Source organism: Streptomyces camponoticapitis (assembly GCF_014646115.1).
Classification (GTDB): domain Bacteria; phylum Actinomycetota; class Actinomycetes; order Streptomycetales; family Streptomycetaceae; genus Streptomyces; species Streptomyces camponoticapitis.
Genome location: NZ_BMMV01000017.1, coordinates 118,728 through 132,758 on the forward strand (window position 1 = coordinate 118,728; position 14,031 = coordinate 132,758).

9 protein-coding genes are annotated in these 14,031 nt (G+C 69.3%); 3 read left to right on the forward strand and 6 right to left on the reverse strand.

The features are described from left to right. Window positions 1-25: 25 nt before the first annotated feature. The 6 genes from IEY79_RS24300 to IEY79_RS24325 all read right to left on the reverse strand — a co-directional run bounded on the left by IEY79_RS24300 (window position 26) and on the right by IEY79_RS24325 (window position 9,275). Window positions 26-1,081 (reverse strand): ricin-type beta-trefoil lectin domain protein, encoded by a 1,056-nt coding sequence (locus tag IEY79_RS24300; protein WP_189109703.1) that lies wholly within the window; start codon window positions 1,079-1,081, stop codon window positions 26-28. Between the two features lie 336 nt (window positions 1,082-1,417). Then, the gene (locus IEY79_RS24305) at window positions 1,418-2,698 is read right to left on the reverse strand and encodes a D-arabinono-1,4-lactone oxidase (RefSeq protein WP_308426688.1); all 1,281 of its coding nucleotides are present in this window, start codon (window positions 2,696-2,698) and stop codon (window positions 1,418-1,420) included. Window positions 2,699-2,845: 147 nt separating this feature from the next. Beyond that, a complete protein-coding gene (locus tag IEY79_RS24310) occupies window positions 2,846-5,770 on the reverse strand; it encodes an NHLP bacteriocin export ABC transporter permease/ATPase subunit (protein WP_189109705.1) in 2,925 nt (974 codons plus the stop codon). Window position 5,771: 1 nt separating this feature from the next. Beyond that, window positions 5,772-7,916: an NHLP family bacteriocin export ABC transporter peptidase/permease/ATPase subunit gene (locus tag IEY79_RS24315; RefSeq protein WP_268240601.1), complete on the reverse strand. Its 2,145-nt coding sequence runs from the start codon at window positions 7,914-7,916 to the stop codon at window positions 5,772-5,774. A gap of 176 nt (window positions 7,917-8,092) precedes the next feature. Next, a complete protein-coding gene (locus IEY79_RS24320) occupies window positions 8,093-8,899 on the reverse strand; it encodes a hypothetical protein (protein WP_189109707.1) in 807 nt (268 codons plus the stop codon). 148 nt (window positions 8,900-9,047) lie between these two features. Further along, a complete protein-coding gene (locus IEY79_RS24325) occupies window positions 9,048-9,275 on the reverse strand; it encodes a type A2 lantipeptide (RefSeq protein ID WP_189109708.1) in 228 nt (75 codons plus the stop codon). A gap of 816 nt (window positions 9,276-10,091) precedes the next feature. On the opposite strand from IEY79_RS24325, the gene IEY79_RS37475 reads away from it, so the two are divergent. The 3 genes from IEY79_RS37475 (at window position 10,092) to IEY79_RS24340 (ending at window position 14,015) form a co-directional block, all read left to right on the forward strand. Beyond that, window positions 10,092-10,301 carry a globin family protein gene (locus tag IEY79_RS37475; RefSeq protein ID WP_229701082.1) on the forward strand — a complete coding sequence of 70 codons (210 nt, stop codon included), beginning with the start codon at window positions 10,092-10,094 and terminating at the stop codon, window positions 10,299-10,301. A gap of 286 nt (window positions 10,302-10,587) precedes the next feature. Next, window positions 10,588-11,361: a class I SAM-dependent methyltransferase gene (locus IEY79_RS24335; protein ID WP_189109709.1), complete on the forward strand. Its 774-nt coding sequence runs from the start codon at window positions 10,588-10,590 to the stop codon at window positions 11,359-11,361. Beyond that, window positions 11,361-14,015, forward strand: coding sequence for an SUMF1/EgtB/PvdO family nonheme iron enzyme (locus tag IEY79_RS24340; protein WP_189109710.1), 2,655 nt, complete (start codon window positions 11,361-11,363; stop codon window positions 14,013-14,015). Before IEY79_RS24335 ends, IEY79_RS24340 begins: the two co-directional genes overlap by 1 nt. The last annotated feature ends 16 nt before the right edge of the window (window positions 14,016-14,031 follow it).

Sequence of the window (14,031 nt, forward strand, 5' to 3'; positions counted from 1 at the left end):
TTCGTGGGCCGGGGACCCCCGCGAACTATGCCGCCATGGTCCAGCGTTGGCCGGAGGCGCCGTCGCAGGTGCGGAGTTCGAGCTTCGTACCGTTGGCCGTTCCGCCGGCCACCGGCGTCAGGCACTTGCCGGAAGCGACACCGACGACAGTGCCGTCCGCGTTGACGCGCCACTCCTGGTTGGCCGTGCCGCGGCAGTCCCAGATGATGACGGGGGTGCCGTCGGAGGTGGCGGCGCCGCTCGCGTCCAGGCAGCGGTTGCCGTACACGCGCAGCTCGTTGGAGGCCGTACGGGCCCACTGCTGGTTCGCCTTGCGGTGGCAGTCGTAGACGATCGTCCGCGTGCCCGTGGTCGCCACGGCCCCGTCGACGTCGAGGCAGCGGCCCGACTGGGAGTTGACGAGCGTGCCCTGACCGCCGCCGAGCGGGACGAGGCTGGCGGGCACCGAGCGCAGCGCGTTGTACCAGACGGTCGCCATCTTGGCGTAGCCGGCGGCGTTGGGGTGGACGCCGTCGGCGAGGTCGGCCACCGTCAATGCCTTGTACATGTCAACCAGATGGACGCGTGGACCCTTGCTGTCGACGATGCCCGGCACCTCCGCGTTGAACGTCTTGACCCGGGCTTCGAGGCCGGGGCTCGCCTCGGGCGTGATCGTCGCGACGAACAGCTCGATCTGCGGCTTCTGTTGGAGGATGCGGTCGATGAGTTCGGAGAGCCGGGCCGGGGCGTTCGCCAGGTCGTAGTTCTGGTTCACGTCGTTCGTGCCGATCTGGAGCATGATCGTGCGCGGGTCACTGGCGGCCAGCCAGCCGTCGATGTTCGAACGGAGCTGGTCGATGCGCCAGCCCGAGTGGCCCTGGTGGTCGTGGTCGCCCAGCTCCGGCGGGCCGTTGAACTGCGAACCGACGAAGTCGACGGTGTAGCCGCCGGAGGCGAGATGCTGCCAGAGGTCGATGCGGTAGCCGCCGGGGACATTGAAACCGTCGGTGATCGAGTCGCCGAGAGGCATGATCCGGACTCCGCCGTTGGACTCGGCGGGTGCGGCGGTCGCCGCGTTCGCGGCGGTCTGGGTGAGCGTCATGACGGCCGCTGTGATGGCGAACACCAGGAGGCTGAGGAGAGCTTGCGCACGGCGTGAGGCAGTTCTTCGCAAGACGGGTCCTTCCTAGGGGCCGCCGAGGAATGGGGGGATGCGCGTCATGTGTCCGGTGGTGCGTGCGCGCGTGGAGGGAGGTGCGGGGGGTGAGTGGCGGCCCTGTTGTAGATACCACCGGCCGGTCCTTCCGGCGAGGCATCGCGCGGCGGAGTCGGCGAAATGACGCTGTTCCGGCCACACTCCGACAGGCTTCCGGCCAGGAACAACCGCCGGACGGGCCTTCCCGGGCCCTCTCGGGGGACGGTCCTCCGGTCCCGCGGGTCAGTCCTCGTACAGAAGACGGCGCAGGAAGCTGTTGGTGAACTTGCCCGCCGGGTCCAGGGATTCCCGCAGCTCCAGGAAGTCCGCCATACGCGGGTAACGCCCCCGCAGTTCGGCCGGCGCCGTCGTGAACACCTTGCCCCAGTGCGGCCGTGCGTCGAGATCCTCCAGCGCCGCCTCCAGCCGGGCGATCACCGGTACCACCGACGCCGTGTCCTTGACCCAGGTGAAGTGCAGCGCGACCGTGTCCCGTCCCTCGGCCGGGCTCAGCCACAGACCGTCGGCGGCCACCGTGCGCACCTCGCAGACCTGGAGCACAGGCGCCATCACCGGCCCGAGCGCGGCCACCTCCCGCAGCGCCGCGAGGGCGTGGTGGCGCGGGACCAGATACTCGGACTGGAGCTCCTCACCGTTGCTGGGAGTGAACTCGGCCCGGAAATGCGGCAGTCGGGCGTGCCAGGGCCCCGGCACCCCTTGCTGCTCGGTGCAGTGCGCCGCGGGCATACCGGGCACGGGGTGCATGGGCCCGGTGGCCGGGGCGCCCCAGGGGAAGTCCGGCCCGGCCGGGTCCGACGCGGGGCCGGCGCGGTGCTTCAGCCAGACCTGCCCGAAGCCCGGCGCGCTCCAGTCGGTGAACAGGCTCACGCTGTACGCCGCCGAGGTGACCGCGTCGAAGTGCTCCTCCAGCACCGCCAGGGGCAGCCCGGTGCGGACGAACTGCCGTACGTCGAAGGCCGGAACGAGGTCCAGGGTGAGCGAGGTGACCACGCCCAGCGCGCCGAGCGCCACCACTGAACCGGCGAAACGCCCGCCGTCCTTCTCGCGTTCCCATGTCACCGAGTCGCCGTCCGCGGTGACCATCTCCACCGCGCGTACGGCGGTCGCGAGCGAACCGGAGGTGTCACCGGAGCCGTGCGTGCCGGTGGCTACCGACCCGGCCACCGAGATGTGCGGGAGGGACGCCATGGTGTGCAGGGCCAGCCCCTGCTCGTGCACCGTCCGGGCGAGTTCCGCGTACCGTACGCCGCCCGCGACGCGGACCGTACCGGCCGCCGTGTCGACGTCCACGGTCCGGGGCAGCCCGGCGAGCGAGACCAGGGCGCCGTCGGTGTCGGCGATGCGGTTGAACGAGTGCCCGCTGCCGAGCGCCCGTACGCGCGGGCTGCCCGCGACGAGCGCGCGCAGCTCGTCGAGCGTGGCCGGGCGGTGCACCCGGTCGGCCGAGAAGACGATGTTCCCGGCCCAGTTGGCACCCGCGCCGCCGGCCACTGCCTCCGTCACCCTGTCCGCCCTCTTCCTGAGTCCCCGGTTCGATCCGGTTCGATCCGGCGGTCCGATTCGATCACGCGTCCGCCGCGCACCCGACTCCGCCCCCCCATCCCCATCCCCGCTCATCGAAGGCGGACCGCGCGTGTCACACCCCCGCGATCACGCCAGCTGACGCCGTACGAGTTCGTGCAGCCTGCCGCCCTCGTCCGCCAGCAGGGCGGCCGGCGGCCCCTGCTCGACGATGCGTCCCGCGTCCATGACCAGCACGCGGTCCGCGTCGAGGACCGTGGAGAGGCGGTGGGCGATCACCAGACGGCCCGCGTTCAGTCTGCGGGTGCTCTCGATCACTGTGCGCTGGGTCTCGTTGTCCAGCGCGCTCGTCGCCTCGTCCAGGAAGAGCAGCCGCGGGCGGCGGACCAGCGCCTGGGCGATCATGAGGCGCTGGCGCTGGCCGCCGGAGATGGCGCCGCCTCCGGCGATCATGGTGTGCAGGCCCATCGGCATGCGCTTGATGTCCTCCGCCAGCCCCGCCATCTCGACGGCCTCCCAGACCTCCTCCTGCGAGAACGTCTCGGCGCCGCAGACGCAGTCCCAGATGGAACCGGTGAGCGGCTGCGCGTTCTGCAGGACGACACCGCACTGACGCCGTACGGCCGCGCGGTCGAGGGCCGCCAGGTCCTGGCCGTCGTACAGCACGCTGCCCGTGACCGGCCGGTCGAACCCGATCAGCAGGCGCAGCAGTGTCGACTTGCCGCAGCCGCTCGGCCCGACGACCGCCACGAACTCGCCGGGCTCCATCCGCAGCGACACGTCGTCGAGCACGAGCGGACCGTCGTCGGTGTACCGGAAGGAAAGCTTCCGGGCTTCGATCCGGCCGGTCAGCACACCGGGCTGGGCGCCCGTGTCGCCGCCCTCGGGCGCCTCGTCCAGGACCGGCTTGATCTGCTCGAACATGGGCAGCACGGCGGCGACCGACACGAGCGCGCCGGTGAGCTGGGTGACGGAGGTCAGCAGCATGGTCACGGCGGTGTTGAAGGTCAGGAACTCGCCGGCCGACATGCTGCCGCGCGCCGGTCCGGCCAGCAGCATGAACATCACCAGGGAGCAGAATGGCAGATAGACCGCGTCCAGCACCGTCGCCACGTTCTTGATCCGGCCCGCCCGCTGCTGGAGTTCGCGCGAGCGGGCGAAGCCGCGCGCCCAGGCCGCGTACGCGAAGCCCTCGGCCGCCGCGACGCGCAGTTTCGGCAGCCCGCGCAGCGTCTGGAACGCCTGGTTGTTGAGCTTGTTGCCGAGTTCGACCAACTGCCGCTGCCAGCGCAGCTGCCACAGCCCCAGCCCGAGGAACACGGCGGCGATCACGACGAGCATCGCCATCGCCGCCAGCGCGAGCGGCACACTGTGGACGAGCAGCAGCACCAGGCTCATCGCGCCGACCGCCGCCGACTGCACGAGCACCGGCCCGATGCCCGACAGCACCCGCCGGATGGCGCTGACGCCCATCGCCGCGCTCGCGAGTTCACCGGTGGAGCGTTCGGCGAAGAACTTCGTCGGCAGTCTCAACAACCGGTCCCACACAGCGGGTTGGAGCGTGCTCTCGATACGGCCCTCCATCCGCAGGATGGTCAGGCTCTGCGTCAGCATGAAGGCGGCCGAGACGATGCCGGTGATCATTACGGCGATGGAGACCTGGGCGATCAGCCCCGTGCGGGCGCTCGGCACGTACTCGCCGAGCACCCGTCCGGTCGCGATCGGCACCAGTGCCCCGAGCCCCACGGTGACGAGACAGGTCAGCGCCAGATTACGCAGATCCACACCGTTGCCGCGCAGGCCGAAGCGGAGCAACCGCCAAGGGGTCAGGGGCTCTTCGGGCAGCGGGCGGTAGAACATCACGGCGCGCGGTTCGAAGTCGTCGGCGTTGTGCGCGCCGACGCGGAGCCGTGCCTGCGTCGCCGGGTTGACCGCCTCGTAACGGCCGCGCCGCCAGAGCAGCGCGACCGGGGCGCCGGACTTGGCCCGGTGGCCCACGAGCGGGCCCGAGTCGGTCCGCCACCAGGGGCCGTCCAGCCGGACGGCGCGGGTGCGCACCCGCGAGGCGATCGCGATGCGTTCGACCGGGCCGACGCGGTCGTCGAGCGGGGTGCCCGCGCCGTGCGAGTGGTCGGACAGGGTGATGCCGGAGGCCGCCGCGACCAGTCGGCAGACCGCGAACGTCGCGTCCCGTGCGGCGTCGCCGGTCGCGCCCCCGGCCGCGCCGCCCTCGTCGGAGCCGGTGCCGGGGCGGCCGATGGACGCCACCAGCGCCTCGTCGGCCCGCGCCCGGACCGCCTCGCCGGCCTTGATCCCGGCGGCGGTCCGGTCCTCGTGCGCGCGCTCCTGCCGCTCGATCCAGTGGTCGACGGCCGACAGCAGCCGGTGCTGCTGGTTGACCATCCGCTGCCACATCGCGCCGTCGACCAGCAGGTCGCCGGCCGCGTCCGCGCTGTACGAGGCGCCGTACTGGACGCTGCCGGGGGAGACCGGCATCCACAGCACGTCGTCGTCCGAGACGGCGCCGTCGGTGGACGGGCGGGCATCGAGGGGTGTCTGGAAGAGCGCGCCGAGTCCGCGCGCGGCGCCGAGGGCGAAGGCGTGCTCCAGAGGGGTCGGGACCGGAGGCGTGGACGGTGCCGTGCGGGCGTCGCCGTACGGGTCAGGGCCGTACGGGTCGGCGCCGTACGGCCGGGCGTACGGATCACCGGACGCGGGCGGCGGCGTGTACAGCTCCCGCAGTGCGATCCGGCGCAGCGCGCAGTCCCCCGACGGCCTGCTCAGCAACGTGTGCCGGGGGCCCTCGACCGGACCGAGGAGCAGCGTGCCGGCTTCCAGGCGGCCGAGGAAGTGCCAGTGCCCCTGCCCCACCGCGTCCACGGCGAAGAGGTCGAGCGTGCCGCCGACGACCAGCCACAGCACGTGCGGGCCCTCCAGCGGCACATTGCGCACACCCGCGCAGTCGACCGGTGTGCCCAGGGCGCCCAGCGCGTGGATCACCGGGTCGAGGCCCGCCGTCGCGCCCGTCCCGGCGCCCGCCGTCGTGGAGACCATGTCAGTGCTCCCTGACCAGTCGCGCGTACGGACCCTCGGCGGCGACCAGCTCCTCGTGCCTGCCGCGCTCCACGACCGCGCCGTGGTCCAGGACCACGATCTCGTCGCTGTCGCGCACCGTGCTCAGCCGGTGCGCGATCACCACGCAGGCGCAGCCGCGCCGCCGCAGATTGTCGATGATCAGGCGTTCGGTCTCCGCGTCCAGCGCGCTCGTCACCTCGTCGAGCACCAGAATGCTCGGCCGTCTGACCAGCGCGCGGGCTATCTCCAGCCGCTGCCGCTGACCCCCGGAGAAGTTGCGCCCGTCCTGCTCGACCCTGCTGTGGATGCCCTCGGGGCGGCGCGCGATCACGTCGTCGTACAGCGCGGCGTCCCTGAGGGCGGTGACGACGGCGTCGTCCGGTATCGACGGGTCCCACAGCGTCACGTTGTCCCGGACCGTTCCCTCGAAGAGGAAGACATCCTGGTCGACGAAGGACACCGAGGCGGCGAGCGCGCTGCGGGAGATGGACTCCAGCCGCTGCCCGTCGATACGGATCGTGCCCTCCCACGGACTGTAGAGCCCCGAAATGAGCCTGGAGACAGTGGACTTGCCACTCCCGGACCCGCCGACCAGGGCGACCTGCCGCCCCGGACCGACCGACAGCGAGAAGCCGTCGAGCAGCGGCGCGTCCAAGGGGCTGTAGCCGAACACCACGTTCTCCAGCTCCACATGGCCCAGCAGCCGGCGCGTGCTGGAGTCCGGCTGTTGGCGCGAGTAGAGCGGGTCGACGGGGAAGCTCTCGACGTCCTTGAGCCGGGCCACGTCGGCGGCGAAGTCCTGGATCCGGCCCGCCACCCCGTTCAGCCGGGTGATGGGCGCGGTGAAGCGCACCACCAGCGCCTGGAAGGCGACGAGCAGACCGATCGAGATGGCGCCCTCCACCGCCCGCAGTCCGCCGATCCAGAGGATCAGCGCGCTGTTGAGCGTGGCCAGCGTGGGGGCGACGACCGTGAGCGCGGCGCTCGGCACGCCGAGCTTCTGCTGCTCCTCCAGCGTCGTCGCGTGCTGTCCGGCCCACCGCCGGAAGTATCCGTTCTCACCGCCGGTCGCCTTCATCGTCTCGATCAGCTGAAGGCCGGTGTACGAGGTGTTGGTGAGCCGCGCGCTGTCCGCCCGCAGTTTGCGCGTACCGGTGGAGCGCAGCCGGATCACGATCCGCATCGCGACCACGTTGAGCAGGGCCATCAGCACGCCGAACAGGGTCAGTTGGGGGTCGTACGACCACAGCAGCGCCGCGTACAGGATCACCACGACGCCGTCCACGGCCGCCGCCGCCAAGTCCCGCGCCAGGGTCTCGGCCACCGCGTCGTTGGACTGGAGCCGCTGCACGAGGTCGGCCGGGCTGCGCTGGGCGAAGAACGTGACCGGCAGCTTCAGCAGATGCCGCAGGAAGCGGGCGCCGCTCAGGGTGGAGGAGATGACGCGCCCGCGCAGGAGGTTCGCCTGCTGGAGCCCGGTCAGTACGGCGGTGAGCACCACCATCGTGGCCATCGACGCGAACAGCGGTCCCAGGAGGGAGGTCTGACCGCCGATCAGGAACATGTCGATGTACGTACGGCTCAGCGCGGGCACCGCCGCGCCCACCGCCACCAGCAGCAGGCTGGCGAACAGCGCGGCCAGCAGAGTGGCGGCGGTGCCGCGCATCCGCGCGGGCATGGCGCTCATGATCCCGGGCTTCCGGCCGCCCTTGCGGAAGGCGTCGGTGGGCTCGAAGACGAGGACCACGCCCGTGAAGCTGGTGTCGAAGTCCTCCGACGGTACGAAACGGCGGCCCTTGTCGGGGTCGTTGATGTGCACACCCCGGCGGCCGGGCCCCCGGCGCATACCGTCGTACACGACGTAGTGGTTGAACTCCCAGAACAGGATCGCGGGCGCCCGGACCTCGGCGAGGGCTTCCGCCTCCATCTGCATGCCCTTGGCCTGGAGGCCGTAACTACGCGCGGCCTTCAGGATGTTGGAGGCGCGCGATCCGTCGCGCGAGACGCCGCACGCGATGCGCAGCTCCTCCAGGGGGACATGGCGGCCGTAGTGGGCGAGCACCATGGCGAGGGAGGCCGCGCCGCACTCCAGGGCCTCCATCTGGAGGACGGTGGGGGTGCGCACGGTCCCGGGCCTCGGGCTTCCGGTGGCGGGGCGCGTGCGCCTGGGGGCCCGGCGCCGTCCGCCGGTGGAGCCGGCGCCGGTGTCAGGCGTCTCGTCGGGCCGGTGCCTGCCGCGTCCGGCGGGCGGCAGTTGCTGGTGCTTGCGTGGGGCTGGAGAAGGCTGGTGGCGCCGCGGGCTCACGGGAGCAGCCAATCGATCGGGTGCTGTTCGGCCAGCCGGATGGAGCCGGTGGCCAGGGTCATGGACTCGACGGCGTACGGCGGCCCGTCCGGTGACGACCAGGCGTAACCGGACCTGGTCGCCGACGACTCGTCAAGTCGTACCAGTACGGCGACGGGTGGGCCCTCTCGCGAGAACTGCTCGCCCAACTGGGTACTGCCAAGGAACCCGGTGATGCGCCTGCTGGTCTCGGCGACGCGACCGACCGCTTCGACCCGGCCGCGCAGTACGCCGTACCGCTGCTTGGGCACCGACTGGACGGTGACGTCCACGGACGCGCCCACGGGTACGGTCGCTCCGCTGTCGGCGGGGGCGTACAGCATCACGCTCAGCGGGTCGTCCTCCTTCTCGACCCGCTCCACCGCCGCCACGTCGGCGCCGGTGGTGATCACGGAGCCGACGGCCGCGACGAGGGTCGTGAGCCGGCCGGCGCCGATGGTGCGGACGACGGTGCTGCCCTCGGCCGAACGGACCTTGACGAGGGGGGCGTTGGCGGACACCCGCCGGCCCTCCTCGGCGAGCACCTCCGTGACCTGGCCGGCGACGGGGCTCTGGATGACGTAACTGCCCTGCGCGTGGGTGAGGATGCCGGGGGCGCCGAGGGTGGACGAGACGCTGCCGGTCACCGCCCAGACGGCCGCGGCGATCATCACGACGACCGTGACGCCGAGGACGAGACAGCCCTGGGGCCGGGCGAAGCGCACCGGCAGATCGATCTCCTCGGGCGACTGCAGTTTGGAGAGGGCCTGTTGGCGGAACTGCACGACGCTCTTCCCTCGTTGCTCAGTGTTCGGACACGGGATTCACCTCGACAACCACCACCGCCGCGACCTCCGCCACGACGACCGCCGCGTCGGCCGTGTGCCCGGGACCCGGGGCACACGGCCGACGCGGCGGAACTGGGGTCTCAGCTCAGAGGCTGGAGACCACGCCCGTGGCGAGGCCCGTCACACCCGACGTGTTGATGCCGGTGGCACCCTCGACGGTGCCGACGACGCCGCCGATCGTGGCGGAGATGGGGAGGACGGAGTCCACGGTGCCCGTGACGGTGCCGACGAGGCCCCCGACGAGACCGCCCGACACGTTGTCGAGGTCGCTGTCGGAGATTTCCTGGGTCTCAACCTGGGGAGAGCGGTTCATGATGTGAGATTCCCTTCGCATGGCTTTTCAAATGGCCACGACCGGCCTTGCCGTACTGGCGAACCGGCCGTCGCAACGGTCGTCGGGGCGACCCCTGCGGATTTCCGAGTATCAGGATTCGGAAATCCGCCGAATGGCGCCGGGGTGACTCCCGCAGTGCGAAGGATCAAAGCACGGAGGCCGGTCGGGTAGCCACTCGAACGCCCAACGAACAGGTCCCGTCCGTGCGTTGGAGCACCTACAAGTGCGCGGGCGTCCATGGCTTGATGGCAGCTTCTTCACGCGATCCCACACCCTGAAATGGACATTCCCGCATCAAGGCCGTACGTGTACACGGTCACAGGTACGGACCTGGCGGCCGGCTGTGTCCGCCTGCGTATTCGGTGTGCAGATTCGTCGAAGGCGACAGAGGAGGGAGAGGCCGCCGGGAAGCCCGCGGCCGGCCGCGTGGATTGCTTGGTCACGGTATTTCCGGGGAAACCGCGCGGCTTCCAGGAGAAGGCAACATACACGCATAACGGCGTTGCGCCGGACGCGGGGGAAATGGTGGTCTTCCGGCCGGTCACCGCATGGTTCGACGTCAGTAGGGCTATTTTTGACTCAGTGCGCCGTATCGCCGGTCGTGTCGGTTTCCTGGAGCCGGGCGCCCGCCTGTCACGACCTTCGAGCTCTCCGGCTTCGTCGAGGAGCCCGACCACTACATCCTGCGGATCCCGCTGGGAGTCCATCGACAAGTATCCGCGGGACTTCAGATCCAGTAAGGAATTCCGCGCCTTCTTCGCGGAGATCTGACCGTACGTCGATGCCGTCGAAGAGATGCGCCACTACTCACCGACCGATTTGGTCGGTGTCGACGCCGGTACACCGCAACCACCGACCCCCTATGGCTGGGCCGGTGGCGCTGCAGCCTTCGAGCGGATTTTCAGCCGCTTCTACGAAAACGTCGTCGAGGACGAATTGCTCGCACCGCTATTCGCCGGCATGAGCGGGGATCATCCGCCGACGCTGGGTGGACCTCCTCGTTGACGCGGCGGACGAGATCGGTCTGCCTGCCGACCTTGACTTCCGCGCGGCGTTCATGAGCTAGATCGAGTGGGGCACCCGCATCGCCACGGAGAACTCCCAACCGAACGCGCCCCCGGTTCCCCACGCCCCGGTCCCGCGCCGGGGCTGGGGCGTGGCACCGCCCTGTTGGCTGTGAACGCCAGAGGTCCGCGTCCCGCCCGCCTTTACGCAGTGTCGTCGCCAACTGCCTCACGGTAGCCTGAGAGTGGGTTGACGCAGCGGTACCGGTTGGGAGCTCGGGGGGATCGTGGAGCGGCGTGATGTACGAGGGCACTATGAAGACCTTGCGGCTGAGTACGACGAGCACTGGGTATACGGACCGGACTACGTCCCCTGGATGTCGGCCCGGATCATGGAGGCGTTGCGTCTCTCGTCGAAGGACCGAATCGCCGATGTGGGCTGTGGCACCGGCCTGTTCGCCCGTGAGGTGGCCAGGTCGGTTCAGCCCAGGCACCCCATCCTGTGTGTCGATCCGTCCGAAGCGATGCTGCGTCAGATCGGAACCCCGGCACCGGAAGGGCTGACCAAGGTAGTCGGTTCCGCGGAGGACATTGCTGAGGGTCGGGTCGGCCTGCCTTACGAGCGTCTCGACGCGCTGTGGCTGAAGGAGTCCGTGCACCACCTGGCCGAGGCCGGCCGCACCCTGCGGTCACTCGCCGCACGTCTCGCCGCCGGCGGGAGGATCCTCGTCGTGATGCTGCCCGCCACGATTCGGTATCCGTTGTTCCAGGACGCCCTCACACGGTTCGAGGAACTGCAACCTGACCCGGAGATTATCCTCCGCCACCTCAGAGCAGCTGAGCTGGACGTGGAACTCACTCACGTTGAACACGAGTTGCGTGTCAAGCGTGACACCTACTTCCGGATGGTGCGCTCGCGCTACATGTCGCTGCTGTCCACATTCAGTGACAGAGAGCTCGACAAGGGGATCGACGAGATGCGCGAAGCCCATCCCGAACCGGTGCTCGTCTTCCCCGACCGGTTCGCCTTCATCACCGGCGTACGGCGGGGTGAGGGCTGATGAGCACGATGGTTGACGAACGGCTACGGCGCCTGCGTGGCGAACTTGAGGATCACTCCCGTATCGCCGATCACTTGGGTCTCGACCTGGAGCGGCCTCTTCGCTCACTGAACGACGGCTATCCCGAGAATGCCGTCGCCCTCATCGGGAAGCTGACCGAGAAGTTACTCAAAGAGTTGTGGCGGCATCACGGTATCGAGGGCGATCCGGCCACCAAGGCACTGAACGATCTTGTCAAGCGCTGTCGCCCGCACATCCGCAGCAGCACCGTCCTGGACGCGCTGGACGACATCCGCAGGCTTCGTAACCGCTCCACACACGATGGTTATGACATCACCGACGAGGACGGGCTGCTGGCGATACGCCGACTTGTCGATGTGCTTGTTTGGTTCACTAACGCCGGCAGCGCCGCTCTGCTCGGCGGTGAACCCCAGATGGACCCCGCGGTAGCGGGATACTGCGAATTCCTCGCCGGGCTCCACGTCACACTCGGCTACCGCCAGGCCAAGCGCTTCGTCCTCAGCCCCGACACCGTCTACCAACTCTTCTGCCGCGAGTCCGGGATGCGGCTCGAGTATGTGGAACTGCTGCTGTCCCGACACGCGGACGACCTGCGGACCGTGCTCGCCTCCGGCGATGGAGAACTACTCCGAACCCAGTTGCCCAAGCGCACCCGCTTCGTCGTGTTGGAGGACGACGACGGCAGTCGGTCGGGAGACTGCCTGCACGAACTTCTCGGTCAGGATTGCCGAATCGTGCGCTACGACGGATTCGTCGACACACTCGTCAACCTCGACACCCATCTCGATGGCCTTGCCGGTACCCCTGCTCGCGCTGAGGCCTCATCCACGCTCACCGCCGCTGTCCTCTCGGCCGATCCGTGGACCGGTGAGCCGCAGGTGACGGAGGATGAAGACGCCGCCGCTCTGCTCGCACGTCTGGCCCGGGGCAGTGCGAATGTGCTGGTCACTGGTCGGCCGGGAAGCGGCAAGAGCACGCTTCTGCGCGCGCTGGCAGTGGACCCTGAAACTCGCCGGTTCCGTTTCTATTTCGACCTCGGCCTCAAGGCCAGAGACGAATCGTTCGCAGACTACGTCGGGAGGCTTCTCGCCCCGGCCATGGCGTCGGACCGTTCCCGCGCCTACGAGCTCTTCCTCTACCTGATTCGTTCTGGGACAGCGCTGTGCGTGCTGGACGCCGTGGACGAAGGTGTCGAAGAGGCGAGTCCCGCCGGATTTCTGCGGATCTTCGCGGATCTCGCGGCGGTGCTCTCTGCGGAGTCTGCGGTGATCATGAGTTCCCGCGTCTCCTTCCTGGCCGACTCGCCGCAGGTCCGACAACTTCTGGACAGTCGTGCCGGTCGCTCCGAGCAATTGGTGGAACAGATGTACGCAAACGGAGTGGACCCCGCCCGCGTACCTCATTTCCATCTGGTTCGCCTTGCTGAATCCGACACGACACCCCTGGAGAAGCGGCTCACCGCGACGCTCCGGCTGAGCCCGGCACAGCCGTTCGCTGACATTCTCGCGACTCACATCACCCGGTCCCTGACTGAGGCGGGACGACCGGAGATCGAGCGGCATCTACCGGCCACCCTCGGCCGGGAGTTCCTGGCCGACCGCACCGTATTCTCCCTCCTCGACCTGCACCGGATGCTTGGCAGGGACGCCTTCGCGGACGGACGCCTGGAAGCCGACTCGTGCGTGCTGGCGACACTGCTCCGGCCCGCGGGACCAGAAACGGTCGCCTTCGTGCACACCGCCTACCACGAACTCTTGGCCGCCCGCTATCTTGCTACCCCGCAAGGCAGAGCTGCGGCGGCCGAAACGCCGGGAGGGCCGTTCCTCACTGAACAGGTACGTTCCTTCCTTGTGCATGTCGAGAAAGGGCCGACATCCGACGACTGTGTTCTGCCGGCCGACACCTACCTGGTCGGCCCGGCCGAGAGGCTCCTACTCCGTCCAGTCCACGCGCCGGTTCTCTTCGACCGCCATCCCGTAACCGTGGCTCAATACCGCAGGTTCATCGCAGTGTTGGACGAGGATGGCACGTCGCCCTGGGACCACCCGGATCAGCCGTCTCATATCAGCCACCATCCTTGGACGGATCGGCTCCGTGAGTCCGACTACTACTTGGACCCCCGTTATGACAATTATCCAGCCGTATGCGTCAACTGGTGGGACGCGTACGCCTTTGCCGCCTTCGCGGGCAAGAGACTGCCTACCGCTCTCGAGTGGGAAGCGGCGGCCAGGGGGCCGATCGGCCGACTCTTCCCCTGGGGCGACGCCGCCGACGGTGCCTCAGTCAACTGCGCTGATATGTGGGTCGGTCGACCCGTCGTGACCTACCAGGCTTGGCAGCGGGACTTCGCGCTCGATGCCGCGCGTAGGGCATGGGTGCGGCCGGTGGACGAACGCCCCGACAACCGTTCCCCGTACGGCATCGTGGATATGGTCGGAAACGCCTGGGAGTGGACCTCCACCAGCCTTGCCGATGCCGGAGAGGCCGTCATCTGTGGCGGCAGTTATGACAACCCGCTGCGTGCCGTGCAGACGAGCAGCAAAGGCGTATACCGGAAACGCGGAGGGAGTAACGCGGTCGGCTTCCGCTGCGTACAGGACATCACGATGGGGAGGACTTTGCCGGATGGGTAGTGAGCCACGCCTAGGA

Coding starts and splice junctions, on each gene's coding strand:
- IEY79_RS24300 (WP_189109703.1), bottom strand. CDS start 1,081: ATGACGCTCACCCAGACCGCCGCGAACGCGGCGACCGCCGCACCCGCC.
- IEY79_RS24310 (WP_189109705.1), bottom strand. CDS start 5,770: ATGGTCTCCACGACGGCGGGCGCCGGGACGGGCGCGACGGCGGGCCTC.
- IEY79_RS24325 (WP_189109708.1), bottom strand. CDS start 9,275: ATGAACCGCTCTCCCCAGGTTGAGACCCAGGAAATCTCCGACAGCGAC.
- IEY79_RS37475 (WP_229701082.1), top strand. CDS start 10,092: ATGCGCCACTACTCACCGACCGATTTGGTCGGTGTCGACGCCGGTACA.
- IEY79_RS24340 (WP_189109710.1), top strand. CDS start 11,361: ATGAGCACGATGGTTGACGAACGGCTACGGCGCCTGCGTGGCGAACTT.